Below are 26,692 nucleotides of genomic sequence, written 5' to 3' on the forward strand. Positions count from 1 at the left end.
TTATCATAATTAAATTTCAAAGTTTAAGTTACTACGTCTAAAATTTGTTCATTTCTCCAGGTCCGTATTCATCATATGTTTTCTTTCTTAGTTCGTCGAGCTTTTCTATTTCTTTTTCTTCTCTGATCTGATTTCCTGAATAAATTGTGCGTATAGGCCATGGAATTCTTATGTCGTGTTTCTTAAATTCTTGATATATCATCAATCTGAGATTACTTTTCATTTTAAACTGCGAACCATAATCTCTAACATATATCCACATTTCAAACATTAATGCTGAATCTCCAAAATCATCAAAAAGAACCCAAGGTTGCGTTACATCTACTATTTCATGATCACACCCACAGCTAGGTTTATTCTTATCAAGGTATGGGCATCTTTCTTGAACTGCCAAATGCCTGCCATTTTCATCTACAATTTCTTTCATTGCTCTCTTTCCGACTTTAACTAGAATTGAGCAAACTTGTTGAGGATCATTTAGATACGACGTGCCTATTTTTATAAGGGCGGGAACATACCCATAATCCTTTGAAAAATTAACTACTTTCGTTCCTACCATCTGTCTTGTAGGAAAAATTGCAATTGATTCGTTTAATGCATGTCTTATGTAAGTGATCCTTGTGGTTATTTTGTGCACATATCCATTGTAATCTTCAATTAAAACACGATCTCCTTCTACGAATACCTTGTCCTTTCTAATCATTAAATATGCAAACAAATTTTCTAAAGTCTCTTTTAATGCAAATCCAATACCTACTCCCAATCCTGCAAGAGCTGTCCCCAAAACAAACAAGTCTACGTTCCACCATACTAAAAGACCAATTAAAAAACCCGAAAAAATCAAAGGAGGAATAAATGACGTCAAGGATTTTGGCATTAACTCTTTTTGTTTTTCAGAATATCCTGCAGGCCTTGCACCCGGTTTGATTGGGTCATAGTAACGTAATCTTTTCTCACTTCTCCATTGATCGATAGAAAAAATTTCATTTGGTTCAGCACCCGGTCTTAGTTTCTGACCTACTTGGTTATTACCGCTTGTGCAATCTTGATAATACTTTTCATATTTCTCTCTCTCTGATTTTTTCCATGTCTCAAATGGATCTTTTACTAACGGGACAAGCGTGCCAATTTCAAATCCCTTATTCGTTCTAAATTTTTCAAGCGTTTTTCTACCTTCTTTTGTTTCAAGCAGTCGTTTGAATTCTGCCTTATCCATGTCTTCGGGAGGTTCTTTTGGTGGTTGCCATTTGTATATCGTGTGGAAAAAATCATTATCATCATCACCAAATCCTCTTTTCTCTTTCCATATTATGAAATCCTGCTTTTCTTCATTAGAGGCATTTTGCTTTCTGATGACTATTGGAATCAAATATGATGTCGTATAGCCTATTATCACCAGATTCAAACTGTTCAAAATCTTTGCAAAAATTTGTTGAGGTGTATCTATTCCTTGTTGATCATCAAGAAATATCCCTGTGATTTGAACATAACCATTTACTGCTGTAATTAAAATTAATGCAAAAATTGGTAAAAGTACACTTCTAACAAAATTTGACAGATGTGATCTTGTATAGCTAAATTTTCTTGTTAATATCCAGTTTGAAAATTTTCTGTATACAAGAATGATCGTAATTATTCCTACCAATAATGTCAAACAAGCGAATTGAAGGGATTCATCAGATAATAATAACTCTGAAACAGAATTAAACTCTCCAATAACTTCGGCCATTTTAATTCCTATACGATAATGAAAATAAAATTAAAACATTAAACGTCATAAATCTTGTTTGAAATTTTATTATTTATTCTCCAATAAGCTAATTTGTTTATAATCAATTTTGTAGCTTAAAAATCTGAGCCCAAAACGACCTTTTATGTTCATCAGGCATTGCCTATGAACTATGTCTATATTTAAAATTGTAACGGAAATAATTTTTCGATCTTTTAATAACTAGTTTATTTTGTATAATATAACAACATGAAAATATCATTCCTAGCAATTTTTGTAGTCGCTGTTTTGTTGACAGGAACCATTGCAGGCCCTATTGGGTTAATTCAATCTGCAGATGCTCTAAAAAGTAAAGGAAACTCTGCCAGTGCAATTAACTCCAAAAAAGTTTGTGGAGATAGACTTTGTTCTGAACCTCCAAAAAATGAGGTAAAATCTTCTGATAAAACAAAAGAAGAAATAAAATCTGAAAAGAAAACAGAATCTGCTACAAAAGCACAAGAAGCTCCAAAAAAGGATACAAAATCTGAGACAATGGAAAAAGCCCAAGAAGTAGCCACATTGAAAGTTCCCAAGACTGTTACTGGTGTGATTACTTCAGTACAAGATCCTGGACAAGGACATGAAAATCATCAACTTGCTATACTTTTACCACCCAGTGACAAAGTATATCGTGGATATGTCTCTTTTACTGCAACTGAAAATGTTCAGCTAGTTGCATTACACGGTCCGCTAAAAGCAGGTATGGATAAAGGACAAGCAATTTGGACAACTGATGGTAAAACAAAATTTGGTCTAACATTTGTAGATAGAGAAAGCTCTACTGGTGTTTGGCAATTTACAGGAAATGCAGTAGCACTCCATACAAAAAATACTGAACCATTCACCGTAAGCTATTCAATAACTTACACAGAACAAATTGTAGATGGTCAAAAAGTATTCAGAAGCACTATGACCTCAGTACAAGATCCTGGAATCGGACATGAAAATCACCAGCTTGCATTATTGTTAGCCCCAAGAGACAAAGCATATTCAGGATATTTGACATATGATGCATCTGAACCAGTTCAGATTGTGACTTTGATAGGACCGTTATCCAAAGGAGAACTTAGAGGATTGCCCTCATGGACTCCTGATGGTGAAACATTCTTTGCATTGTCGATTGTTCCTATAAAAGCTTCAGGCTCAGTACAATTTTCGGGAAATGCAATAGCACTCCATACTACAAATACTGAACCATTTACTGTAAGCTACTCTCTGGTGCTTACCAAGTAATTTTTTTTATATGAAGAAAAATTATGATAAACATGAATTTTCTTGCAATTTCAATAATGGCTATCTTGGTAACTGGTGTTATTGCCCCTTCATTACAATATTCTAATGCTGACATACTGCCACCCAACCATCAAGTGGATATAGGAATTCCAACAGAAGATGTTGTATGTGATAGTGGTTTGTATAAAGTCATACGTACTGTAAGTAATTCTATAGTATGTGTTAAAGCAAAAAATGTCTTAAAACTTGTTGCTAATGGATGGGCAACTACTGTTGACAAGGAACCTATTGATGAAGAGGTACTTAACACAATAATTAATAGAAAAAGCATTGATCTTGCCCAAATCAACATTCTTGAAACTGTTGCACTAAAGACACAAACTGGTACTGCCGCTTCTGGAAAATCAGTATCTAACTATGACATTATTTTTGAGATATGTGCTTATGCTCCAATTTATGCTCCCGATGTTAATGTTGCTTCTGACAGTGAAACCAAACACTATGAATTAGCAAATTTGATTGATGCTGATTCATGTGTGATTAGTGTAACAAAAATAAAGGCTACTGATCCAACTTCTATCAAAATTATTTTGCTAAACAAAGGAGATATCTCTGAAAAAGTTGTAATGCTTCAAAATGAACTTGATTCATTAAAAGAACAATTGACAACTATTAGATCATCCCTAAAAGTCACTGATCCTGATTCACAAAAACAAGGAGTCAAAATCGCTGAACTCCGAAAACAAATTAATGATAAACGTGAACAACTTCACAGAACCTTATTTGCTATTCATTCACCTTCCACAGCAAAAGATAAAATTGGTGAAATGACATTCTCAGGAAAAGTTATTGAAGGAAATTCTGCAAGTGTGTTGTCTGTTTTAAATGCAACGCAGACACCTGGTCTTTATGATGCTATATTTGAGGTATGTGCAGGATCAACTACAATAAAACTTCCAGTAATCAAAATAACTTCTGATAAACAATCTCAAACCATAAAGATGGGTGATAAGATATCTGCAAACTCTTGTCAAATGACTTCTGTAAAAATAGAGGCAAATGACAAATCTACAATATCTGTAACTCCTGCTGGAAATGCTGATTCATCAAACAAAGCATCTGACTTGGAAGTACGAATTAGTGGTTTACAAGCATCAATGATACAAGAAAAACAATCTCTAAAATCATTAATTCATAATCCTGATAGACCTGAAAACTTTGTAGAACTAGTTGATACACATGTAATCAAAATTATGGAGTTGAGAAATCAACTAATTCTTGCAAAGGCAGAATTTAGCAAGATTATGTATCAAACCTATAACTAGTATGGAAAATAAAATAATTCTTACATTCTCTTATTACAATTCTTGGTTTTAGTTTAATCCTATTTTGGGTCTAACTATGTCTATAACATAAGCTAATTACTTGAAAATAATAATATTTGTCTACTATGTCTTATGTCATATGTTGTTTTAGGTAATACATGATCTATCTAATGAAGAAAATATGTTTATTTGCATTGGCATCCGTGCTTGTCTTAATAATAAGTTATGATGGTGCTTTTGCTACATCAGAAATAACTTTAGATGTTGACAAAACTAAGTTTGAACCAACTTCAAGAATATTTGTAACTGGAACAATTGATCCTGGAATTCAATTCTATGAACCAGTTGAAATTGTGATGTATGATCCAAATGGAAACGCTATCATACACATTCAGAGTACAATTAATGAAAACAACCAATTTTCAGCTTTGATTACTGGCCCTTTAGGCTCCTTTGATTCAGGAGTCTATGGGATAGTGGCAACACATACTTCAACTAATGATATTGCAACTGTAGTTATTGAAATTGATGAATTCAAGGCTGATATTCGTAATATGATTATGGATCCATTAGAACAAACTATTGCAGGAATACTCCCTAACAATGTAATTTGTGATGAAAATCTTATACTGATGGAAACTGAATCTGCTGAATCAGCAGCATGTGTTACCGCCTCAACTGCAATAGTTCTTGAAGACAGAAAATGGGGAAAAATACTCTGAATTTTTTATAAAAATCTGTTGAATATGCAAATATTGGATTTTTAATTCATTCTGTAACTTTGATTTCTGAGGAATCTGCTTTAAACCCTATTTTGGCATGAGTTCCATCACAACTAGGTTGAGTTTGAGATCTTCCACATCTACACAATGTTATGGATGTCTTTTCGTCAACCTCTACTAGTAATGGTCCATCTTTTAATGCTTTGATAATTACATTTGCCATAAATACAATTCAGAAATAATCTTGTAAAAATCCTTTTAAGCTAAATTTGTAACTTTAAGCTTCTTTATGAAAAAGCACTAAAGTAATTTTAACAAGTAATCACATCAATGACAAAATTAACACAACTTCAAAAACTGGTAAATGAAAAAGGTGAGTTAATGGTAATGTCTGATACCGGTGAAAAATTCGAACTTCACAAGCATAATGTGAAGTTTGATGAATCCTCTGATCTAGTTGAAATTGACGGTGGTACAAAGAAATTTTGGCTTATACCATCAAAGATAGCATACTACTGGACTCATGATAAAGCCAGAGAGGACTAGTCTTATTTTTTTATTTTGTTAAATATGACAAAAATAAATAACATTGTACAAAGCAATCTCTCTAACAAAGAAATTAACTCTATTATTCATGTAATTATTGAACCTCAAAAAATTCATGATGTCTTTTTTGAAAATCATACTGTCAAAATATTAATTCAAGATATGGATCATAAAACAATACAAAAATCTTCTGAACAATTAAAAGAAATTTTGTATCCTATGATACCCACATCATACATAATCTCTCTTGAAAAATATTGATTTTTACTTCTTTCAAATATTGCAGACTTTATGTTTGAATTTTTAATCTTTTAGATTTCCTCATATCTTTAGTTTTTTTATGTGATACTTGATTTTTGTTTCAATCTTGCCAATGTTTTCTTTACTAGTAAAACAGTCACGTCCGGTGTTGTATTACATAATTTAAGTTCCAACCAAAAATTAGATATTTTACCGACTGTGTATTCGTAATAATAAGATCAAATGCTGTTTTTTACTATTTTTTAGAGGCCCATTTTTATGTACAACCAGTTGTTTTGTAAAATATGATATACTGTATCAAATATCTTGATTGATTTTTTTGACATTTTTACTAGCATTGATATATTGAAAATTCCTTTTCTCACATTTTTCACATAATAGAAATATAATTGAGGCTTGAATGTCAATTTCACCAATAAACTTTCCACAACTAGAGCATTTTACCTGTTTTTTGTCATAAATATTCATTTTATCTAATATGGACATATTTTTATTTATTTTATATTAAGCTCGACTCTTGAAATTACTACTTTTTATGAACGTGATCTTATAGTTATCTGAAACATAGATAGTATATGACCTATGAAGTTTTAGTGACTTGTAATGACGGAAAACGAAATTATGCAATTAAGAGACTGAAAGAATTTCACGATATAAAGAATATACAACAAAGAAAAAATCCAAACGAAGTTTTAGCACAAGTAAAATCTGATGATAAGAACTATGTGATGACAAATATAGTTCAAAGAATTCAAGACATAGATGGAATTTCTGGTACATCTGTTCTACCATTTGTCTAAAACAAAATTATTTTTTATTTTGTAATCTTGCTAAATTTTATTGAGTTTGCATAAATTTTTTCTGATGTGTTTATTATTTAATTGTGTAAAATTGTTCATGATTAATGGCAACAAAAAGACGATCAGCTACTAGAAAAGCAAAAAGATCCGTAAGAAAAGCTGCAAGAACAACAAAAAGAACAGCAGCCAAAGCAAAGAAAACTGTTAGAAAAGCAAAAAAAACGGTAAGAAAAACTGCAAGAACAGTTAGCAAAGCAAAGAGAAGAGCACAACTAGTAGCAAATAAGAGAAAAAGAGATCTTCAGAAAGCAAACACCAAAGTCAAAAGCATGAAGAAGGCTCTAAGAAATGCAGAAAAAGCTGCTAGAAAACAAAAATCGACATATCAAAAGGCTCTAAAAAGAGCAACCCAAACCAAATAATTTTTCTCTTTTTTTATTTTTAATTACATTGAAACTCGCTAATACTAAGAATCTCTATTTGGGTATAATTTTTTAGGAAATGTTGAATAGTTTTTTTGCATTTTTAAACATAAAATTATCTCTGAACTCTTTTTTGATATTTAATTTAGCTACAAAATTAAGATATGAATCCATCGAACTAATTGGCCAATCTGTTCCATATAATAAATAACGTGGTTCTCCTGCATAATTTATCAATTCTGCAACTTTTTCCTTCACCATCTTTTCAAAAAAATGATCAAAAGAACCTACTACTAGACCTGAAACGTCTGCATAGACATTTTTATTTTTATAAATGACCTCTTGTGCATCTTGAATCCAAGGGTTTCCTAAATGACACATGACTATTTTTAATTCAGGATTGTCCACTGCAACTTCATCAAGATTCAAAGGTCTTGCAAAACGAAGTTTACCTTTCTCAGAGTATGTGTCACCTGTGTGAAACATTGCAGGGATTCCAAATTCTACACATGTATCATATACTTTTTGATATTTTTCATCATATGGATAATAGTGTTCATAACCAGAATAAATTTTCAAAGCTTTAATTTTTCCATTTTTAATCAGTTCTCTATACTCTTTTAGATCTTCTTCTGTGTGATTATCAATTGTGAATCCTGCCGCGACTCCAAGATTATCATATTTCTTTATGGCCTCAATAATTTGTTTTGTAGATGGTCTTTTAGAATTTACTTTATATGATGATAAAATTATAGCATAATCTACATTATTCCCATTCATTTCGTTTTGCAGTTCTTCAATTCTGTCATCTAAGGATGGAACGTTTTGCAATAATTCGTACTGGTTGACGTGAACATGGCAATCAATGATCATTTTTTTCTACAAACTTTGGATTTTTCCATTCAATAAAAGTTGCATAGTTTAATGAGCGTGGATCTTTCATATAATTTGGTAAAATTTTGATGAATTTGAATTTGTTTCGAAATTGAAAAAGTAATACAGGCTCTTTGATTTCATGTCGCTTAACTTTTTGTACATATTCTAATGGAGACATATTTTTTGCGTGTTCGCAATAATTGAGTATTCTGCCACCGGCAATAATTCTACGTAAATTAAGTTTTATAGCAAGATTCTTTCTTGCATTATACAGTTTTGTAGCAACTCCTAATCTTCTATAATCGGGATGTGATGATATATCTGCACCATACAATGTGTCTCCTTTGGGATCGTGATTTTCGAAGAAACTATTTCCACACACAGACATCCATGTATGCTCTTTGTGTTCTGGATGAAGTGTGATTATTAAACTACTGCAAGAACCTACAATTTTTCCTTTATACTCTGCTACAAATTGTCCTTCTGGGAAAACTTGAAGATGTGCCTTCAAATGTTTTGGCTTCCAGAAAATTCCTTTTGAGGCTATGGTTGGAAAAGATATCTTTTGTAACTCTACGATTTGAGGAAAGTCTTTTTCTTCCATTTGTCTAACTGTGACTGTATATTTTTTTTCAGAATTCATTTTAAATCATTATTTGAAAACATGGAAAACATTTTTAATAATATTGTTAAGATTTTACTTTAATTTTAATGACATCCCTTGGTTCATTTTTTGTTTATTAGTTAGTTCATTGGTTTTTTCAGGCAATAAAGAACTGTAAGATCATGATTTGATGTCTTTGTACTAAGTTCTCCGTATTTTTTTTGAAGAACTTCATATTCCTTATTTCTACATTATATCGTGTTTTAGTGGAATTCATTTTATGATTTGATGTCTATACTTTTGATGTATTTTGCTGCAAACGGTTTAAGAAGTTTGGATACCTTTCGAATTGTCACTATACTGATGTCTGTTTTTTGTGAAATTTTTGCCATTGGAATATAGTCATTGTTATTAATTGCTGAGAGATATATTGATGCACTAGCTATGCCTATTGGATTTTTACCTACATGACTTCCATCCTTTTTAAAATCATCAATTATTTTGTGTGCAAGTCTAGCTGTCTTTTCGCTAACTGACAATGTATTTGCGACTTTGGATGTATAATCTATTTCTGTTGCATTTATTTTCAATTCTAGGCTTTTTACAAGTCGTCTATATGTTTTAGATAATAGTTTTCTTTTCATGTTTGCAACTTTAGATATCTCATCAGCGCTTCTTGGAATACTAAGCTGTTTACATGCGGTGTATACTGATGCTGCCATAATTGAGGGGATTGAACTGCCTCTGATAATATTTTTCTCCATTGCTTTTCTATAGATATATGCTGAATGTTCTTTTGCGTTTTCTGGAATATTGAGTTTGCTGGCATAAGCATCTAAAATAGTAAATGCTCTAACAAGATTTTTCTCTTTTTTATCCATCTTAATACGTGAATCCCAAAATCTTAATCTTGAAAAATGTATTTTGTTTTTAACAAGTATTTTATTTCCATTTGCATCAAAATTCCCTTTTGATATTATGGATGATTTTGACATATCTGATATGGCAATTTTTGATGGGGGACCATTTCGTGTTTTATTCATATAGTCATCCTTAGTTAACATGTTTGATTCATCAGATCTATCTACTGATTTCTCTAATAACACAATTCCGCAATTACTACAAAAAATTTCCCCTGTATTGACATCTGTGATTGGTGATGTGTGTTTTTCATTAAAACAATATTCTAGTATTTGTTTCATAATCCTTAATTTGTGTATAATTTTTATTACTTTTCATAATGTTATAAGCTGAAAATAACCTGATCAGCTTAATAGTGATTGATAATGCTATTGAAAATTATTCAATCCTTGCTGATTATTTCATTAATTGATGATTTTTCTAAACAAATTCAATACTGTATTGGCGATCAAACGGGAATTGGCATTTTTTTTAACTGATATCATTACCAAATTACCATAAATTGGAATACTTATCATTTGAATTTTTTTTCTATATGTTACAATAAATTCTAATTGACCCAATTCATCATCAAAATCTTTAATTAAAGACGATTCTAATTTCAATTTCAAGTATAGACCTCTGGATTTTTTATCTGGTAGTAAAAATTTTACTCTGTTTTGTTTTTTCTCAAGAATCAAATTGCCCATTTTGTTCAATATGCAAATATATCGAATATCCTTATTTTGTAAAATCTTTTTACAAATATCATCAAAGTTTTTAATTTTTTTACTTGTTATTATTGCCATGAAATAATCTCTAGTTATTTTGTGATTTTTCTGGCCACATTTCCTCCCATGTATCATAAAATGCATTCATAGAATTCTGGTATGTGTCAAGTCTAACAATGGTGTTATTATACAATCTTTGTTGCATGTTAAATCCAAAATCTTGAAGATTCTTTTTTGATGGCTCATCTAAGATTTTTTTATGTTCTTCCTTCATACTGGGAAAATCTTTCATATAATCCATGTTGATTTTTTTGATCCAGGAATTTACAAACATCTTCATAGTGTTGGGATTTGTTTTTTCCGCTTTTTTTATTACTTCGGAATATATTTTATTCATTTCTAAAATAGAATTTTGTGCTACTGTAATTGATGATTTTAGTGTCATCATGTTGTGAAAATATCTACATTTTAAATCATGCCAAGATGTGGATTGTTTTACTTGCATATTCTGTATTGTGTTTGAACTTAGATAGATTCTTGTAAGCTTTCTATGTGAAAATAAGCTTGAAAAGATAATGTTATCATTTTTGTATACATAATGTCAAATGTAATCTGCCCTAAATATTATTATGGAAAATCAAGATGAAAAATTTGGAATTGTAATGTCTATTGTTGTGACTGCTATTGCACTTGTACTTGTTGGTAGCACAAGTGCTACACATGATGGGTCAATTTCTGCTCAGGGCGAATGGGTAATTGATCAAACAACTTCAGAATTGAAAAATGTTCCAGATACGATACAAGATCTTACATCTGATGCATTAGATACTGCCGATACTATAATTGAAGAATCTAATTCTATGTATGAAGCAGTAGATAGGACTACAAATACGATTGAGAATAAATTGCCAAATGTTCCAAAAGTAATAAAACAAAATGATGGGAAGTTACTTGAACTAGTCAGTATTCCTCCAGAAACTAGTGTTCCTGGATGTGAAGAGTCAAACACGTGTTTTCTTCCAGCAGTTGCTACTTTGTCAACTGGTGGTGAAGTAATATGGACAAACCATGATGATATTCCTCATACAATTACTTCTGGAAATCCACAAAATGGTCCTGATGGGTTATTTGACAGTGGATTGATGATGCCTGGTGATACTTACTCTCTTACGTTTGATCTTGTGTTTGAATATGATTACTTTTGTCTTGTTCATCCTTGGATGCAAGGCAGCATAGTAGTTACATAATCTCTTTTTTTAATCTGAAAATTCTCTAATGAGAAAAATCTAATTTGGATATTTGTATTTAGTCATAACTAATAATATTGAGTATTTTAAAAATTCAAAAATCTTTTAATAATTTAAGGAAAATTCTTTCTGCCTATACGCCATTTTTCCAATCTTTTTCTTTCATATTCTTCTAAATCTCGATTTTTTACCATGACATTACTACGTTAGCATAATCTATAACAAATAATCAATAACCTACTTGAAATTAAATGAATGAGCTTACGAACTCATAAAAACTATTTTTGTTAAATTGCTTCATGGGAACTTCCTATTTACTTCTACTGTGTACGGTTCACAAAAACATTGAGATTGCAGACACCATTCGAAAATTTCCGGGGGTGAAGGAAGCTATCCCTGTAATAGGTGCATATGATTGTGTTGTAAAAACTGAAATGACGTCTCCTGACGACGTTAATAATCTTGTTTTGACTAGTATCCGTCCTCTAGCTCATGTACGTAGTGTTCTTACTTTGCATGATGCGCCAAAATTGCTTTTATCAGAAAATGCCTGACAATTCTGAGATAAGTATCTACGTTTTTGATGATACTATAGTTGTAAAAAACAAAAAAAATCTGCAAAAACAATTTCCACGATGTGGAATTACAAAAGTAGAATCCTTTGTTTTAGATATGGCAAAACAAGGACATTTGGATGAACTTTTGTGTTGAAATGTATTATGTTTTTTAATATATATCACAACTGCTTTTAATGAGTTTAATTATTTTTAATTATGATAAATTTTGAAAACACCTCCGCAGAATTTTTGGAACTTGCAAGTGAAGTTAGGCTCAAAATATTATTTGATTTAATTCAGAAACCATCAAGACTTACTACGCTGTCAAAAAAATACAATGTTACTCCACAAGAAATTCATAGAAACTTTGAACGTATGTCCAATTCTGGTTTAATCGTTAAACAGGGAAACAACTTTTATGCACTAACCACTTTTGGCAAAGCAATTTGTACCCAAATCCATTCATTTTCTTATCTTTCTCAAAATAAAAAATATTTCACATCTCATAATTTTGGAAATCTTCCCTCTAAATTTTTACGACGTATTGGTGATTTGAGCAATTCTGAGGAGATAATTGGTGTATCAAAAGTGTTGGAGACCTGGAAGAAAATCTATCGAACTGCAGATGACTATATTTTCAATATTTTGAATGAAACTCCTCTAGATCTTATTGAATTAATGATTAAGCGAGTAAAACGTGGGACCAAATACTGTCATATCATTTCTGAGGATGCCTCAATACCCAAAGGAAGAAAGCAACTACTTGAAAAGTCCGGATTTTATCCTTTGTTAGAATCTAACAAAATTGAAAGAAGAATGATAAAATCAGTTCAAGTTTCAGTTATTTTAAATGAAAAATATGCAGGATTGATGTTTCCTGATTTGACAGGAAAACCAGATCTTCGTTCAATGTTTTTTAGCCAGGATGATGCATTTAGAGAATGGTGTTTGGACTATTTTAAACACTGCTGGAACGTTTCAGACCCTTTCAAGGAATTTAAATTAAAAGAATAAGCTGAAAATAAATTTCAAAGCTTACAAGAGCCTATATTCTTAAAACATTAAAATCCAAATATGGAAAAATTTTTTGATCCTAAAAAATCATACGTTGCATGTGAAGAAACTATCAAAAATTATCTGTGTTCTCTTTCTGATTCTCAACTCAAAACATTGTTTGATAATTTGGAATATACCCCTTTTTCAAAACTGTTGATGCAAGAATACAAAAAACGATTTCGAAATACAAATATCAATAGATGAAATTATGAAAACAAATAATCGAATGCATAGTACTTTTACAATGAAAAAACTATTTGATACATGCAAACTAGAAGGACAGTGGAAACGTGTTGATGATTCTATTCCTCTTTGCTATGTTTCACTAGAAGACGGTGCGTCAATAGAACTTAAAATGATTAAAGCTAATTTCACTGAATCATACAGTTTCAAAAAAAACTCTTTCATAATAATTAAAGATAGTATTGCTGAATTTTATGAAGAGGATTTATCTGGATAAAATTGCCTGAAATATTATTTGCAATATTATCACTAGTAATTACTATTACATTCTATTTTATCACAAGACACGTAATAAATACAAAATTACAAGATCTTCAGGGATCTGACAAACTATTGGGAATGATTCTGATCTTTATTACTTTAGGTGAGGTGGTGTATCTTGGAACCACTTTTGGTTTATTTAATATGGCTTTAGAAATGATTACTTCGATTGGAGCGACGGCTGTAGTTATTGGAATAGCGCTACAAAATCAATTAAAAAATGCAATTTCTGGTATTACTATTTTTTTGAGTTCACAAATTAATGTAGGTGATACAATAGAATTTGATTATGTAGAATGTACGATCACAGGCTTGCATTTAACAAAAATAACTGCAATTACTACGGAAGGAGTAAGGGTAATAATTCCTAATCATAAGTTCAGTGAAGAAATGGTCCAAATTTATCCAAGAAGTCTAAACTTGATGCAAGAAAACAATAACGGGAACAAAATTGCCCCTAAAACAAAATGATTCCAAAAAATATAGCCGTAGTTTTTGTTACTGAAAATATTAAGAAAAGGACATTTGATTATGGGCTTGATTTTGCAAAAAAATTTGACAGTAAAATTATCATTCTCCAATCTCTATACAGACAACCTCCAAAATTTGCTTTTTTTGAAACAAAAGGTGACGAAAAACGAAGAGAGCGACAAAAAAAATCTTGCTTGAAATCTCTTGAGGATTTTGTTAAAATGGGAGAAAAATTTGATATCTCAGTCAAGACTAAAGTAGTTCTTTCAGATCCTATCTCTAAAGGAATCATATCATATGTGAATAGCAAAGATATTGATCTTGTCATTTTAGATTCACTTAAACTCAAATCTTTTGAAGAAGTATTTTTTGGAAATATTGTATCTGAACTACACAAAAATCTGAAATGTCCTATTTTACTTCTTAACTAATCTTCCAAATTCAGTTTGCTCCATGAAATTAATCTAATTCATTTATGAAATGTAACATATTTTTGAAATGATATTTTGTGTGTAATGACTTGTTTCTTACCTGAATGTTGGCCAAATAGATCTTGTAAAAAACATCGTGGAAATTCCATAAAACGAAAAAATATTATTAATGCTAATTTATTCAAAATGACCTTACATCTATGGAGTTACTAAACCATGTCCATATCAATCTGGAACATTGAAAAATTTTGATTATGTGTCTACATTTGGTATCTGAAGATTAAATTTCTGGTTCTTTTTTAGAACATTTTTCACATAACACTGGTTTATCTCGAACATAAACTAATTTTGCATCTTTCTCTGTTATTCCACACCTAAAGCATTCATCTACTCTTACCATGCTATATTGTGTCTTTTCTAATATTTTTCTTTTTAATTTTGAATTAGTAGAATTTTATGATATGCAATCACATGTTTTATGATAACATCTGGGAAGAGTATAGTTTTAGTGAAATCTAGATTTAAAAAATAACATAAAAAATTCAGTCAATATTCTCTATTACTAATCTTTGATTTTTATTACCATTTTTCAAAATTGCATCATTGACTGGGGATGGATCATCTAAAATTTCAATTCGTGAAATTGTATTAAAGGGAACCATTATTGCTCTGATTGTCACTATTCCATCGCTTTCTACATTTGTTCTGATATGGATTCTTCTTGATGATCTATTTTTAGGAGTAATATTGGGTGCTTTTGTTCATTTTATTGCTATGGGATTCTCTTTAAAAATTTCTAAGAAAATACTAGTCAAAAAATAGATGAATAGATCATTTATTTCATCGTAATTCATTTTCAAAATAATGGATTTGTCTAGAATTGAAAATGATCTAATTTCTGAAATCAAATTAGAACCAATTCAAGCTAAAACGTATCTGTTGGTTACCTGTTTCGGAAAAATGTCTCCTGCAAAAATTGCTGAAAAATTAAACATATCTGTGGAAGATGCAAAAAAGGCATCCATGGATTTAATGACTCTTGGTGCTTTTATTGATATTACTGAAACCGAATTTGAAGCAATGCATCCAAGGTTTACTGCAGTTAATATGTACAGAAGAATGTGTGAGCGAAAAAATATTCCCTTTGGTCGAAACAAAATTGTCGATAATATAGGAGTAATTTTAGAAAAATCCTATGATGATGCAAGAACTAAATAATGCTAATAATGGATGACCAACATTGAGTGTTGACACAGAAACTTGTAAACATCAGCCGGTTTACTTTGGAGTAGTAAACATCAACATAGATGAGAGAACCATTGGGTCTGTCGATGTTTGGAGATGTGGAGTTTGCAAGAAACGATTTTGTGAAGAAAAGCAATTGGGAATTGAAGAAATCGCAGATCTGGTAGGAATGCCAAAAATTGACCCTGATGCAAAATGGGCAGTTACTATATGTAAATTACAACAAGGAAAATACAAATGGAAATTAGTAAGACTAACTGAAAACGGAGAAATAAAACATGAATGTCTTGATGAACAAATAATTCCACTCAAAATAAACAATTTCAAAATTGAAGATGATAAGCATTGGAGCTTTTTAATTGATGATAATATTAACAAGGCAGTAGAAATTTAATTTCTAAAATGGATCTTAAAGTTCACATCAATAATATTCATGGGAGCCAGATGGCTGCAAAAATTACTGGAAAGTTTACTATAGATGGTAATGAATTTCGTTTTAATGCAATCGCATTTGGTAGAATAGGTGGACAAAATATTGGTGCAAAGATTTCAAAAAATACTGAGAAAGAATTAGAAAAATTAGGATACGATGTTGAAGAAGTTATTTTGGTGCTTCAGAAAAACTTACTCCAAGGAGATTTGACACTTCCAGAGGGTCTTAAAAAAGAATCATTTGTTGATGACTAAAATTCTGCTTCTTCTAATGCCTTAGCACAAGAACAATTTCTAGTTTTAGGAATTTGATCAATTAATTCTGTAAGCACTTTCTTTGTTTTCTCTACATTTTTTGATAGTGTCTCTAACACTTCTTTTGCAGTAACTGGCTTTTCAGCCCAGACATCATAATCTGTAACTGTTGAAATTGATGCATAACACATTTGTGCTTCTCGTGCTAATTGACATTCTGGAACCAAAGTCATTCCAATAATATCTGCTCCCGTTGTTCTGTAGAATTTAGATTCTGCTTTAGTTGAAAACCTGGGACCTTCAATGCAGACATAAGTGCAATCTTTGTGCATTTTCAAATCCTCATTGTCTGTAACCTTCAGAATTGATGCTTGTAATTCAGGACAAAAAGGATCTGCAACTGAAATGTGGATTACTTTTCCTTCTTCTGAAAATGAACCATTTCGAGATTTTGTAAAGTCTAAAAATTGTGACGGTAATGCAAAATGTCCTGGTTCTAATTCTTCTTTAAGACTTCCAACTGCAGAAGGTGCAATAATTCTTGTAATTCCTAATTCTTTGAATGCCCAAATGTTTGCTTTAAAATTTATCATGTGTGGTGGAATCGTGTGTTTTTTTCCATGTCTGGGAAGAAAAGCAATTTTTCTTCCATTGAAAATACCGACAGTTATGGTATCTGAAGGTTTGCCATATGGTGTATCAATATCAATCTCTTGTGGATTTTCAAGTAGTCCTGAATCATAAATGCCAGTTCCCCCAAAAATCCCAATCTCTACATCTTTTTCCATTAATATTTCACCAATGATTTACAATTATAATTGCTAATTCCTTTCATTCCATTTAATTCTGTTAGCTCTATGATGAATGCAAATCCTGAAACTTTGCCTCCAACTTTTTCAATTAATTTTGCAGATGCTTTTGCAGTACCCCCGGTAGCTAGTAAATCGTCACAGATGAGAACTCTTTGACCTTTCTCAATAATGTCTTTTTGAATTTCTATAGTGTCTTTTCCGTATTCAATTGTGTATGATAATTTGACTGTTTTTCCAGGCAATTTACCTGCTTTTCTAATCATCATCATGCCTTTGTTATATCGTGAGGCTAAAATACATGCAAGAATGAATCCGCGTGATTCAATTCCTGCAAAGACATCGATATCTTTAGTATGAAAATATTTAGAAAATTCATCTGCAATTTCTGTTAATGCCGATGGATCTTTCAAGATTGGACTAAAATCTCTAAATAAAATACCTTTTTTAGGAAAATTTGGATATTCTGCTATTTTGTCTTTTAAGTTCATGAGAATCTACTTTTTAGGTGAAATAAAATTGTTTGATACTATTCTATCTCAAAAGTTGTTTCAGCTGTATTTTGTGCGTCAGAAACTATTATTGTATATGTTCCAGGTTCAGTATCTGCTGGAATATACCATGGTAAATTAATGTCTCCTGCTTTAGATGCTGGCATCGAAAGAGGAGAGTTCAATATTGTTTGACCATCCGCATCAACAATGTCTATTGAAACTGTTTGTTGAGCTCCAGCAACTTGAATGATTTTGGACTTGCCCAAATAACTATCAATTCCATCTGTAACTGAAATTATCATGCCCTCTTGTTCTATATTCTTCACTTCTATTTCCACATCATCAAAATTTGATCCACTTTTTGCATGAATCTTCCATGTTCCTGTTTTAGCATCAGAAGGAATTCTGAATGTTTCTTCAGAAATTCTTCCAATTTTATCAGAAAATGACTCTCTGACTTTGATTTCCTTTTCATCTGGATCAAACATAGTTATTGTAAGAATAACATTAGGACTAGTCTTTCCTAAAATCAAAATAGAATCCCCTGGTCGATATTCTGTTTTTGTGGTGTTGATTTCTATTTCACCCGATCCTACTTGCAAACCTACTGCAAAAATCTCTGTACTTTGGGCATTTCCTTTACTGACAACTGCTGAATATACACCTGACGTAAATCCCTTTAAATCAAGAGAATGAGAACCTCTTCCATCAGGTTGTAGCATTATAGATGTTGTTTCTCCTTTTGCTTTTCCTGCAGGATCAATGATTAACAAGTTAATAATTTCTGATGCTTTTCCTGTAATTGAAATTATTGCTGTTTCCGTAGATTTGTAACTTGATTTATCAAATTCAATATTCACTGGGATTGAAGGTAATTGTCCTAATCCTACAAAAATAAATTCTTTATTTTTTTCTTGTGTTGCAATCAACGTGTATGTTCCTTCTGCTGTACTTTGAGTAGTTGGAAATTCAAATTCTACAAAACCTGACTCATCAATGTCAAAAATATCTGAGAATATCTCTTTTCCAAGAGGATTTTCTAAAGTTAATTCTATTGGTTTGTTTGGTAAAGCCGTTCCATTGAATGTAATAGTTTCTCCTGGATTAAATTTCAAACTAGTAGGGGTGATGATTATTACTTTATTTGATTCTACTGACCAGCTGATCGTTTTCTCTTCCCTTCCATCTGAAATAACACCTGTGTATTTTCCAAATGGTCTGTCTACTGGAACAATGAGAGGTTCTAATTTCCAATTTCCTTTGTTATCAATTTCTGTTGCTCTTGTTCTAATCTGTTCACCGTTTGGTCCAATAACCTCCAATGTAATTGGATTGCCTGGATTTCCAGTTCCTAAAATCTCCAAAAATTCCCCTCTATGAACTACATTTGGAACTCCTTGTATTGTTAGTTTGATATTCTCATCTGCAATTCTAGGTTCTCCTTCATTAATTCTTAAACTGAGTTTTTTCTCTTCACCTTTTTTATCCTTAACAATGAAATCTACTCTGTCTGCTTTCTGTTCTTTTGGTATTTTCATTGAAGTTATAAAATGTCCGTCTTTATCTGTCTCGAAACTTCCAATCTTCATTGAGCCAATGTAAAAATCAAATTCTTGAGATGCTCCGAATTTATCACCTGTGACTCTAATCGATGAACCTACGTTTGGTTCTTTTGGTACTATTCTGAAAGATGATTCTGCAGAAATACTAATACTGGTATTTTCTTGTTGGTTCTCTGGATTTTCACTTGGTAAAGATAGTTCTTTTGGTAATACTTTTCCAGTGTCTATTTGTTTGTCTTCGCTATCTAATGCTTTCCAATTTATTCCAGCATTTACTTTGTCTGTTTTAACGCCAAACTTTACTGATTCTCCCTTTTTGATAGGTTCTGATGATGTAAACACAATTACTCCTTGTGGTGTCTTTTCTCCTATCCATCCTTTTTCAGTTTTAAAAGATTTGAAACTAAAATCACTCCCAACCCAAATCCTAAATGTATTGACATTCTCATTTTGCTCATTTGTTAATTCAATAATTGTTGTCTCCTCTAGAGCAACACTGTTCACATTAATTTCTGCATAAGCTGGAATTACTGCTGCTACTGAAAGTAATAATGCCATTGAAAGGATCATTCCTCTCACTGAGGATTTATTCATGCTGATCAGATTATCCATCTCTCTCTTAAACCTTAAAGACTTTTTCTTACTTTGCTATTTCTTAGTTCAGTATATGTCATGAGCAAACTTCTTAAATCTCAAGCCTTGGCTTTTTGAAATTTACTTGGGTCTGGCTTGGTTGCAATATTTTGATACTGTCTTATTCTTTCAGCAATTAGCCTGTATAATGATCTGAATTGATCCTTTGTTTTATCTGTGAGAAAATTGGTGTCCTCAAGAGCAATTTTCTCACAAATATATCTGGTAATTTCTTCATTGTCAAATTTTCCCCAGTCATCTTCTCTATGATCTTGCCATATTTTTTTCAATTTTTCTAACACTCCTTTTCCCTCTTTGGATACAACTTCTTCAGGTGTGAGATTTGAAAATCCTTCACGTCTTAACTTTATTTCATAAGTCTGATTTACTGGATGTAGATAATCCTCAAGTGCGATATAGTCTTCGATGGATTCTAGTTTCTTTCCTTCCTTTTCAAAGAATATGGTTTGAATCGATGAAAACTCATTTGAAACTAACTGAGCAGAAATCTGTTTTGATTCTTCAGAATTATCTAACAATACAAATGTTCTATAACCATGATTTCGATAAAAAATCGCCAATGGTAATACTGAATTTTTGTTATATGCTGCAACAACATTCAGAGGATTCATTGATATGTTTGGATCCTGCAAAAATTTATCAAATGCATTAAGATACATTGCATCCGACATTGTCTCTACAATAATTATTGGTCTTGAATTTGTACCAATTTCTCTGTCTACTATAGATTCTACCTGACCTCTTGATAGCCCGTACAAAATCGGTGTTAATGTTTTATCATCTGCATTCCAATAATCATAAAAGATTCTACTAAGGTGTTTTCTTCTGTCTAATTCTACAACAAGCAAGTTTCCTGGAGTATAATCAAATATCATAAATGGTGAATGTGTTGCATACAGAACTTGATTTGAACCTGCTAAATTTTTCAGCAAATCTGAGATTCCCATTTGTTGTGTAGGGTGAAGATTTCTTGCAGGTTCATCTAAAAGTAGTAATGCTTCTTTTAGTTCTGCTCTTTGTGTTTCAGCAGCAAAGTTTACAATAAAAGAAAATGTCCATTTGAATCCCTCTGCTCTTCTATTTAGCAATCCTGTGTTTGTTATGGTTCCATCTTTGTGAACATCTGAAATAACCACACTCATAATATTTCCTGGATTGTATCTCAAATCTACATGGATGGGATCTCCTTTCCATGCTGGATTCAGTTTGCTGGTTAATCTGTTGCTTGCAGCATTTAGAAGTTTGATGCATTTTGAAGGACTCTCTTTTACTTCATCTAATTCTTTCATATCTAGTTCTGCAAGATAAAATAGATTTCTTACTGTCTCTGCCTTGTCAAACTCTTCAATGTATTCGATAGAGTCTGCTCTTTCCCCTCTTTCTTCTCTTAGAAATTCATTAAGATTGATGTTGCCGTAGATTTTTTTGTAATCCGAAAAATAGACAAATCTTGGATGTAGATCAGACGCAATAAAATTCTCTAGTGCTGTTTTTATGCTTTCACCGCTTAGTAAATTTGAAAATTGGTTTTCAGGATTCTCATAGATTTTTTCCCATTCTTCGATAACCTTTGGCTCCTGAATTGCAATAACGTGGAATTGATTACTAAATTCTGCCATGCCGCTATCAAAAACTTCTTGATTCTTTGGAACCTGTCCTTCAAAGAATTTTGTATTAATTTGTATTCTGAGATGGTTTGGAATAGTATCCAAAAATCCTAGAATCTGCCTTGTGAAATTTTCCCATGAATTAATTCCTTGACTCTCATCTTCACTAAGTTCTATATCTTCAAATTCGTATTGAACTTTTGGCCTTCTATTTGTTCTAATTAATTTAATTTTTTTAATTTCTGGTAAACTTGGAAATTTTTCTTTTATCAATTCTCTTTCATGTTGATTAAGATCAAACTCTCCTTCTGCCAATCTAATCTCTTCTTTGAGCTCCTCATTCATTTCATCACAAAGATCTAATTCTGAAACCTGCTCATCTCTATTCAACAAAGTCAATGCCTGAAGTATTGTTGTTTTTCCACTTTCATTTCTTCCAACAAAGGCAGCTAAATCTCCCACTGTTATCTCTCCAGAGTCATGAATACATCGATATGCTCTTACTCTGAACTTTCTAAGTCGCATCTAGCGATATTTAGTCGCCTTCGATTTAACTCATTCGTCAAATTGATCTGAATTTTCATTTTTTGCTAAATAGATATAAGGGAATCACAGGTGGTAAAACAAAATGGTATCTAAAAAAATTTTTATTGTATTTGTTTTGCCTGTAATTTTTTCAATAGTTTTCGGCTCTGCTGTAATGAGTGATATTTTACAAAAACCTGACAGAGAATTACACCTGTGGCCAATGTCTACTGGAGGACTCTCAATTCAAAACTCGTCAATTGAAATTATTGGCCTTTCCAAGCAATATTCAACCTCAGAACCTGTAGAAATTCAAATTAAAGTCCGAGATTCTTCTTTTGACTGTGGCGATCTATATGTTACAATTTATTCATCCACAAACGATGTCGTAACACAAGGTGGATACTTTGAACAATGCTTTGAAAAAGGAAGCAATATGATTCCCACTGATGATAAATTCTCAAAATCTATTGAGACTCCAGGCTCGTATGAGATAGTAGCAGAAATGGTTTCAAAACAGCTAAAGAGTGCTTCTGCAAGGGGATCATTTACTGTTAAATAGGCCATGAATTTTTCTATGATAATTAGTAACTTGAATTTAAAAAATAAGGTGATTTAATGGCAAAGAAAAAAGATACACTCTCAGCAGAAGCAGAAAAAATAAAGGCCGAACTAGATGCGTTAAAAAAGAAAAAGAAAGTTCTAGACTCTTCCTCATCTAAGAAAAAAACAGAGCCAAAACCACCAAAGAAAAAAGCTGAAGCAAAACCTACAAAGAAAAAAACAGAGCCAAAACCACCAAAGAAAAAAGCTGAAGCAAAACCTACAAAGAAAAAAACAGAGCCAAAACCACCAAAGAAAAAAGCTGAAGCAAAACCTACAAAGAAAAAAACAGAGCCAAAACCACCAAAAGAAAAAAAATTAACTAAAAAAGAATTAGAAGAAGCTAAAAAAGAAGCAGAAAAAACATTAGAAGAGGAATTAGAAGAACAACTTTCAGATGAGGAAATTGAAAACTTCCAAATTGAAAAAGTTGACATGGAAAGACTCACAAACAAAGTATGTGATATTTTAGCAGAACGTGAATCCGATGGAATGTTTCAAAGTGAGTTGTGGAAAAAACTCAAACTTACAAGTCGTGACGGTTCTCGTTTAGCATTAAAACTTGAAAGAATGGGGACAATCACTAGAGAAAAACTTTTAGAGAAAGGACGTTGGACTTACAAATTAATTTTAAAGAAAACTCCAATCAGTACTCAATCAATTGAAAATGCTCCTTGTTTAGTTTGTCCTGTTGAACAGAAATGCTCACTTGAGGGTGAAATCAGTCCTAGAAACTGTCAATTCATTGAAGATTGGGTTATTGCTGATATGAAAAAACCGGCGAAGACTAAATGAAATTAATTGATGCACGTAAGGATCATTTCCGAAGATTAGCTCATGAACAAGGTTTTCGAAGTAGAGCTGCATTCAAACTACAAGAATTGAATAAATCTTATCGCATTATTGGTCCTGGATTTTACGTGTTAGATCTTGGTTGTGCTCCTGGTGGATGGACTCAGATGGCTGTAAAATTAGCAGGAAATCAGGGTAAAGTGATGGGTGTTGATTTATCATACGTTGAAGAGATTCCTGGCGCTCATATTATTAGAGAAAATATTGAAGATGAGCATGTAGTTGATGAAGTGATGGACTATTTTGGCCGTAAGGTTAATGCAGTGATCTGTGATCTTTCTCCTCAGGTTAGCGGCAATTGGTCAGTTGATCATGCTAAACAAATTTCTTTAAATTATGATTGTACCAAAATAATGGACAAAGTTTTAGCAAACAAAGGCAATGCTGTTTTCAAAGTTTTTGATGGTGAGTATTCCATGGAATTCCGAGACTATGTAAAGAAAAAATTTGCTCGAATAAATCTTACAAAACCAAGCGCCAGTAGAAAACAAAGTAGTGAACTATACCTTGTTTGTTTAGGATTCATTGGATAGTCTGAAATATTTTAATAATTTCATTAATGTTCGCGTTTGTTCTGAATCCAGTTGGACTAAACGATGTGACGCTAGCTACAAAATTATTTTTTTGCAAATTTAATATTGCAGATTCCAGCTTTGGTGGCGAATCTTTCATTTTTGATGCAATCTCATCAAGTGTAAAATAAGTTGCAGGCATTTCTGATTCGGCAAGACACTTTACAAGAGTTTTTTCGCAAATCTTGTCTACTTCTAAATTTGGAATTTCTAATAACATATTTTGAATAAATTCTTTATCGAAAATTTTTCCAATCCATAGCGGTCCTGCAATACTAGTTTTTTGTTTACATAAATTACATTCCTGTTCTTGTTCTAATGATGTTTCTCTGTGTCCACAATTTTTACAATGTAAAATATATCCCAAGTTTTCTTCCTGATCTGGTCTGTTTAACACTTTAACATAAGTTCTATAGTAATGCATTTCACTTTCAACAAATAATGGACTGATTTCTACCCCTAACCTTGCAGCCACTGCTCTAAGGCAACCTAAAACTAATCTGATTGCTATCTCATTTCCGTATTCTGTTCTTACTGGAATTCCACCATATTTTCTCTTACAAGCACCCTGAAATAACCCATTTAGAACTTGAAGATCTGTTGCTGCTGTAGACAAAATTCCACCATGCATAGTTGCTCTAATGCCACAGTCGAAATATGCTGCGGGTGAACCAAACGGATCTATGTCTACAATTGAGCCTCTTAGACCTTTTTTTGAATATTTACTCAAAAATCTGCATACCTCTTTTTCAAAAAATTCGATATTTTTTAAATTATTTAGATTGGCAGAGTGTTCGGCCAGTTGTAACGCTGATGGATTTAGATCATTGATTACTACTTTTTCTACTTTTAACTCGTTTCCAACTCTTAATCCTCTGGCGCCAATTCCTGATAGTCCTTCCAAGAAAATTTTTGGCCCTTGAAAATTTTTTAGGAACGCAGAATATGCAATTATTGAAAAGTCTCTGTTCAGTTTTGCTTTTGGGTTAAAGAATGCAGGTTTTTTTGGCGGAACTTTTTCCGTTATTGACTTTTTGGGCACCAACAATTTTGTTTTACCTTCAATGATTTCTTGAAAAGATTCATTTGAAATTTCCAATTGCCTTTCAGTTTTTTTTAAACTTATAACGGTTTAATACTTGTGTTTTACGACAAAACTCATGCAAATTTGTGGAGTTGATGATGCTGGACGTGGTTCTATGCTCGGTCCACTTGTAATAGCTGGAATCTCATTAGATAGAAAAAATTTGCAAAAACTATCTTCTTTAGGAGTAAAAGATTCAAAAAAACTTTCGCCAAAACTTCGAGAGCAATTTTATAAAAAAATTATTGATATTGCAGATGATTATTACATTGTAAAAATTTCTCCTCGATTGATTGATGCCAGTGTGAAAAAACATTGTTTGAATGGTTTGGAGGCAAAATATATGGCAAAAGTAGTTTCAAAATTAAATGCTGATATATCTTATGTTGATTCATGCGATGTAAATCCTACTCGATTTGGAAAAGAAATTTCTAAGCAATCTGATAATCGTAAAATAAAGTCATATCATCACGCTGACAGTAGATTTGTCATAGTATCAGCAGCATCTATTCTTGCCAAAGTTACTCGAGATAAAGCGATTGCAAAGTTAAGACAAAATCATAATTTAGGTAGTGGGTATCCATCTGATACTGTAACTGTAAAATTTGTGACTAAATATCATGTAACATACCATGTTCTGCCTAATTTTGTGCGTAAAAGTTGGAAACCTGTTCAGAAAATAGTTGGAAATAATTAATTTTTATATTTTGCAATTACCATTGCGTGATCCTTATCATACGGATGTAAATCTATAGATTGTAAAATATCAAAATTTGCTTTTAGTTTCTCTGTTTCTTCCTCGACAATCCTTCTTGGTGATTTTGTAACATCTATACTTCGTGTTTTAATTACCAAAAAGAAATATCCTCCCTTCTTTAGGTACATTTCACAATTATCTAATGCTATTTGTGTCTGGTCGGGCTGAGCAATGTCCACATACACTATGTCGACTTTTCCAAATACCGAAAAGTATTCTTTTGGTTTTCTTGCGTCCTGCAAAATTGGCATGATGTTTGATCTGTATGATGCAACTCTGTCTAAGAAATCTCTTGCGACTCTACTTGCATGTTCAACTGCAAACACAATTCCACTTGGACCCACAATATCTGAAATATGGCTAACAGTTGTTCCAGTCGATGCCCCTAAATACAGAACTTTACTTTTATTTTCAAAAGGAAAATATTCTAATTCATTCATTATGGCTGCTGCTAATTTACTTCTAAATGCATCCCATAACCTATATTCAATTCCTTTTTTGATAATTAATTTTTCTTTATAGACTTGATTTCCTGGAACCAAATTTTCAGTAGCTAGTTTTCTTTCGCCTTCTGATTTTATCCAAAAAAATGATTGATTATCTTCTTCCAAACTTTTTTCTCTTTTTATTTGAATCTGTTCTTTCATAATTTATTCTACCACCTTCTCTTCTTCTATCACCACCTTCTCTTCTTCTATCACCACCTTCTCTTCTTCTATCACCACCTTCTCTTCTTCTATCACCACCTTCTCTTCTTCTATCACCACCTTCTCTTCTTCTATCA

At 31.9% G+C, this 26,692-nt stretch carries 37 protein-coding genes; 23 read left to right on the forward strand and 14 right to left on the reverse strand.

Annotation, left to right across the window (positions count from 1 at the left end; translation table 11 throughout):
- Positions 1 to 37: 37 nt before the first annotated feature.
- Positions 38 to 1,729 (reverse strand): mechanosensitive ion channel domain-containing protein, encoded by a 1,692-nt coding sequence (locus K5783_RS11055; protein ID WP_297474352.1) that lies wholly within the window; start codon positions 1,727 to 1,729, stop codon positions 38 to 40.
- Positions 1,730 to 1,978: 249 nt separating this feature from the next.
- Between K5783_RS11055 and K5783_RS11060 the strand changes: the two genes are divergently transcribed.
- The 3 genes from K5783_RS11060 to K5783_RS11070 all read left to right on the forward strand — a co-directional run bounded on the left by K5783_RS11060 (position 1,979) and on the right by K5783_RS11070 (position 5,051).
- On the forward strand, positions 1,979 to 3,004 hold the full coding sequence (locus tag K5783_RS11060) for a hypothetical protein (RefSeq protein WP_297474353.1): 1,026 nt from the start codon (positions 1,979 to 1,981) through the stop codon (positions 3,002 to 3,004).
- A gap of 32 nt (positions 3,005 to 3,036) precedes the next feature.
- A complete protein-coding gene (locus K5783_RS11065) occupies positions 3,037 to 4,329 on the forward strand; it encodes a hypothetical protein (RefSeq protein ID WP_297474354.1) in 1,293 nt (430 codons plus the stop codon).
- Between the two features lie 170 nt (positions 4,330 to 4,499).
- On the forward strand, positions 4,500 to 5,051 hold the full coding sequence (locus K5783_RS11070; protein WP_297474355.1) for a hypothetical protein: 552 nt from the start codon (positions 4,500 to 4,502) through the stop codon (positions 5,049 to 5,051).
- Between the two features lie 46 nt (positions 5,052 to 5,097).
- Here the strand turns inward: K5783_RS11070 and K5783_RS11075 are convergent, their stop codons facing one another.
- A complete protein-coding gene (locus K5783_RS11075; protein WP_297474357.1) occupies positions 5,098 to 5,274 on the reverse strand; it encodes a CDGSH iron-sulfur domain-containing protein in 177 nt (58 codons plus the stop codon).
- Positions 5,275 to 5,381: 107 nt separating this feature from the next.
- Between K5783_RS11075 and K5783_RS11080 the strand changes: the two genes are divergently transcribed.
- The 4 genes from K5783_RS11080 (at position 5,382) to K5783_RS11095 (ending at position 7,080) form a co-directional block, all read left to right on the forward strand.
- On the forward strand, positions 5,382 to 5,597 hold the full coding sequence (locus tag K5783_RS11080) for a hypothetical protein (protein WP_297474358.1): 216 nt from the start codon (positions 5,382 to 5,384) through the stop codon (positions 5,595 to 5,597).
- Positions 5,598 to 5,621: 24 nt separating this feature from the next.
- Positions 5,622 to 5,858, forward strand: coding sequence for a hypothetical protein (locus K5783_RS11085; protein WP_297474359.1), 237 nt, complete (start codon positions 5,622 to 5,624; stop codon positions 5,856 to 5,858).
- Between the two features lie 575 nt (positions 5,859 to 6,433).
- Complete coding sequence (locus K5783_RS11090) at positions 6,434 to 6,658, forward strand: hypothetical protein (RefSeq protein WP_297474360.1); 225 nt, start codon at positions 6,434 to 6,436, stop codon at positions 6,656 to 6,658.
- 104 nt (positions 6,659 to 6,762) lie between these two features.
- Positions 6,763 to 7,080 carry a hypothetical protein gene (locus K5783_RS11095; RefSeq protein ID WP_297474361.1) on the forward strand — a complete coding sequence of 106 codons (318 nt, stop codon included), beginning with the start codon at positions 6,763 to 6,765 and terminating at the stop codon, positions 7,078 to 7,080.
- Between the two features lie 72 nt (positions 7,081 to 7,152).
- Here K5783_RS11095 and K5783_RS11100 read toward each other — a convergent pair whose 3' ends face one another.
- The 5 genes from K5783_RS11100 to K5783_RS11120 all read right to left on the reverse strand — a co-directional run bounded on the left by K5783_RS11100 (position 7,153) and on the right by K5783_RS11120 (position 10,696).
- Positions 7,153 to 7,953: an amidohydrolase family protein gene (locus K5783_RS11100; RefSeq protein WP_297474362.1), complete on the reverse strand. Its 801-nt coding sequence runs from the start codon at positions 7,951 to 7,953 to the stop codon at positions 7,153 to 7,155.
- On the reverse strand, positions 7,943 to 8,599 hold the full coding sequence (locus K5783_RS11105; RefSeq protein WP_297474363.1) for a GNAT family N-acetyltransferase: 657 nt from the start codon (positions 8,597 to 8,599) through the stop codon (positions 7,943 to 7,945). The genes K5783_RS11100 and K5783_RS11105 overlap by 11 nt, the downstream gene beginning before the upstream one ends.
- A gap of 239 nt (positions 8,600 to 8,838) precedes the next feature.
- Positions 8,839 to 9,762: a transcription factor TFIIB gene (locus K5783_RS11110; RefSeq protein ID WP_297474364.1), complete on the reverse strand. Its 924-nt coding sequence runs from the start codon at positions 9,760 to 9,762 to the stop codon at positions 8,839 to 8,841.
- Between the two features lie 123 nt (positions 9,763 to 9,885).
- The gene (locus K5783_RS11115) at positions 9,886 to 10,269 is read right to left on the reverse strand and encodes a DUF6659 family protein (RefSeq protein WP_297474365.1); all 384 of its coding nucleotides are present in this window, start codon (positions 10,267 to 10,269) and stop codon (positions 9,886 to 9,888) included.
- Positions 10,270 to 10,279: 10 nt separating this feature from the next.
- The gene (locus K5783_RS11120; RefSeq protein WP_297474366.1) at positions 10,280 to 10,696 is read right to left on the reverse strand and encodes a hypothetical protein; all 417 of its coding nucleotides are present in this window, start codon (positions 10,694 to 10,696) and stop codon (positions 10,280 to 10,282) included.
- A gap of 124 nt (positions 10,697 to 10,820) precedes the next feature.
- On the opposite strand from K5783_RS11120, the gene K5783_RS11125 reads away from it, so the two are divergent.
- From K5783_RS11125 to K5783_RS11180, 12 genes are all read left to right on the forward strand, one after another.
- The gene (locus tag K5783_RS11125; RefSeq protein WP_297474367.1) at positions 10,821 to 11,438 is read left to right on the forward strand and encodes a plastocyanin/azurin family copper-binding protein; all 618 of its coding nucleotides are present in this window, start codon (positions 10,821 to 10,823) and stop codon (positions 11,436 to 11,438) included.
- Positions 11,439 to 11,737: 299 nt separating this feature from the next.
- The gene (locus K5783_RS11130; protein WP_297474368.1) at positions 11,738 to 11,992 is read left to right on the forward strand and encodes an Lrp/AsnC ligand binding domain-containing protein; all 255 of its coding nucleotides are present in this window, start codon (positions 11,738 to 11,740) and stop codon (positions 11,990 to 11,992) included.
- Positions 11,985 to 12,149, forward strand: coding sequence for a hypothetical protein (locus K5783_RS11135; RefSeq protein WP_297474370.1), 165 nt, complete (start codon positions 11,985 to 11,987; stop codon positions 12,147 to 12,149). Before K5783_RS11130 ends, K5783_RS11135 begins: the two co-directional genes overlap by 8 nt.
- A 62-nt stretch (positions 12,150 to 12,211) precedes the next feature.
- Entirely contained in the window at positions 12,212 to 13,009 is a 798-nt protein-coding gene (locus tag K5783_RS11140; protein WP_278974264.1) for a transcriptional regulator, read from the forward strand.
- A gap of 60 nt (positions 13,010 to 13,069) precedes the next feature.
- Complete coding sequence (locus tag K5783_RS11145) at positions 13,070 to 13,255, forward strand: hypothetical protein (protein ID WP_297474371.1); 186 nt, start codon at positions 13,070 to 13,072, stop codon at positions 13,253 to 13,255.
- Between the two features lie 40 nt (positions 13,256 to 13,295).
- Entirely contained in the window at positions 13,296 to 13,511 is a 216-nt protein-coding gene (locus K5783_RS11150) for a hypothetical protein (RefSeq protein WP_297474372.1), read from the forward strand.
- 2 nt (positions 13,512 to 13,513) lie between these two features.
- On the forward strand, positions 13,514 to 14,026 hold the full coding sequence (locus K5783_RS11155; protein ID WP_297474373.1) for a mechanosensitive ion channel domain-containing protein: 513 nt from the start codon (positions 13,514 to 13,516) through the stop codon (positions 14,024 to 14,026).
- A complete protein-coding gene (locus K5783_RS11160) occupies positions 14,023 to 14,457 on the forward strand; it encodes a universal stress protein (RefSeq protein ID WP_297474374.1) in 435 nt (144 codons plus the stop codon). Before K5783_RS11155 ends, K5783_RS11160 begins: the two co-directional genes overlap by 4 nt.
- Before the next feature lie 603 nt (positions 14,458 to 15,060).
- Positions 15,061 to 15,279: a hypothetical protein gene (locus K5783_RS11165; protein ID WP_297474375.1), complete on the forward strand. Its 219-nt coding sequence runs from the start codon at positions 15,061 to 15,063 to the stop codon at positions 15,277 to 15,279.
- Between the two features lie 42 nt (positions 15,280 to 15,321).
- Positions 15,322 to 15,675 (forward strand): hypothetical protein, encoded by a 354-nt coding sequence (locus K5783_RS11170; protein ID WP_297474376.1) that lies wholly within the window; start codon positions 15,322 to 15,324, stop codon positions 15,673 to 15,675.
- Between the two features lie 22 nt (positions 15,676 to 15,697).
- Positions 15,698 to 16,096 carry a hypothetical protein gene (locus tag K5783_RS11175; RefSeq protein WP_109876930.1) on the forward strand — a complete coding sequence of 133 codons (399 nt, stop codon included), beginning with the start codon at positions 15,698 to 15,700 and terminating at the stop codon, positions 16,094 to 16,096.
- A gap of 8 nt (positions 16,097 to 16,104) precedes the next feature.
- Positions 16,105 to 16,389, forward strand: a complete 285-nt coding sequence (locus K5783_RS11180) for a hypothetical protein (RefSeq protein WP_297474378.1) — start codon at positions 16,105 to 16,107, stop codon at positions 16,387 to 16,389.
- Here K5783_RS11180 and K5783_RS11185 read toward each other — a convergent pair.
- From K5783_RS11185 to K5783_RS11200, 4 genes are all read right to left on the reverse strand, one after another.
- On the reverse strand, positions 16,386 to 17,177 hold the full coding sequence (locus tag K5783_RS11185) for an S-methyl-5'-thioadenosine phosphorylase (protein ID WP_297474379.1): 792 nt from the start codon (positions 17,175 to 17,177) through the stop codon (positions 16,386 to 16,388). The two genes, K5783_RS11180 and K5783_RS11185, sit on opposite strands and share 4 nt — an antisense overlap.
- A complete protein-coding gene (locus tag K5783_RS11190; protein WP_297474380.1) occupies positions 17,177 to 17,689 on the reverse strand; it encodes an adenine phosphoribosyltransferase in 513 nt (170 codons plus the stop codon). The genes K5783_RS11185 and K5783_RS11190 overlap by 1 nt, the downstream gene beginning before the upstream one ends.
- Before the next feature lie 38 nt (positions 17,690 to 17,727).
- Positions 17,728 to 19,848 carry a biofilm-associated protein gene (locus K5783_RS11195; protein WP_297474381.1) on the reverse strand — a complete coding sequence of 707 codons (2,121 nt, stop codon included), beginning with the start codon at positions 19,846 to 19,848 and terminating at the stop codon, positions 17,728 to 17,730.
- 98 nt (positions 19,849 to 19,946) lie between these two features.
- Positions 19,947 to 22,040: an AAA family ATPase gene (locus K5783_RS11200; RefSeq protein WP_297474382.1), complete on the reverse strand. Its 2,094-nt coding sequence runs from the start codon at positions 22,038 to 22,040 to the stop codon at positions 19,947 to 19,949.
- A 103-nt stretch (positions 22,041 to 22,143) separates the two neighbouring features.
- Here K5783_RS11200 and K5783_RS11205 point away from each other — a divergent pair, with 103 nt between their 5' ends.
- The 3 genes from K5783_RS11205 to K5783_RS11215 are packed head-to-tail and all read left to right on the forward strand — an operon-like array spanning position 22,144 to position 24,028.
- Positions 22,144 to 22,602 carry a hypothetical protein gene (locus K5783_RS11205; RefSeq protein WP_297474383.1) on the forward strand — a complete coding sequence of 153 codons (459 nt, stop codon included), beginning with the start codon at positions 22,144 to 22,146 and terminating at the stop codon, positions 22,600 to 22,602.
- A gap of 56 nt (positions 22,603 to 22,658) precedes the next feature.
- Entirely contained in the window at positions 22,659 to 23,438 is a 780-nt protein-coding gene (locus K5783_RS11210; RefSeq protein WP_297474385.1) for a transcriptional regulator, read from the forward strand.
- A complete protein-coding gene (locus K5783_RS11215; RefSeq protein WP_297474386.1) occupies positions 23,435 to 24,028 on the forward strand; it encodes an RlmE family RNA methyltransferase in 594 nt (197 codons plus the stop codon). The genes K5783_RS11210 and K5783_RS11215 overlap by 4 nt, the downstream gene beginning before the upstream one ends.
- Here the strand turns inward: K5783_RS11215 and K5783_RS11220 are convergent.
- The gene (locus tag K5783_RS11220) at positions 24,018 to 25,166 is read right to left on the reverse strand and encodes a tRNA (guanine-N1)-methyltransferase (protein WP_297474387.1); all 1,149 of its coding nucleotides are present in this window, start codon (positions 25,164 to 25,166) and stop codon (positions 24,018 to 24,020) included. The two genes, K5783_RS11215 and K5783_RS11220, sit on opposite strands and share 11 nt — an antisense overlap.
- 61 nt (positions 25,167 to 25,227) lie before the next feature.
- On the opposite strand from K5783_RS11220, the gene rnhB reads away from it, so the two are divergent.
- Positions 25,228 to 25,848 carry a ribonuclease HII gene (gene rnhB, locus K5783_RS11225; RefSeq protein WP_297474388.1) on the forward strand — a complete coding sequence of 207 codons (621 nt, stop codon included), beginning with the start codon at positions 25,228 to 25,230 and terminating at the stop codon, positions 25,846 to 25,848.
- Here the strand turns inward: rnhB and K5783_RS11230 are convergent.
- Together K5783_RS11230 and K5783_RS11235 are read right to left on the reverse strand one after the other, a co-directional pair.
- On the reverse strand, positions 25,845 to 26,555 hold the full coding sequence (locus tag K5783_RS11230) for a fibrillarin-like rRNA/tRNA 2'-O-methyltransferase (protein WP_297474389.1): 711 nt from the start codon (positions 26,553 to 26,555) through the stop codon (positions 25,845 to 25,847). The two genes, rnhB and K5783_RS11230, sit on opposite strands and share 4 nt — an antisense overlap.
- On the reverse strand, positions 26,506 to 26,692 hold a 187-nt coding region (locus K5783_RS11235; protein WP_297474390.1), incomplete at its 5' end, for a hypothetical protein. The genes K5783_RS11235 and K5783_RS11230, both read right to left, overlap by 50 nt.

Source organism: Nitrosopumilus sp., from assembly GCF_025699125.1.
Lineage (GTDB): Archaea > Thermoproteota > Nitrososphaeria > Nitrososphaerales > Nitrosopumilaceae > Nitrosopumilus.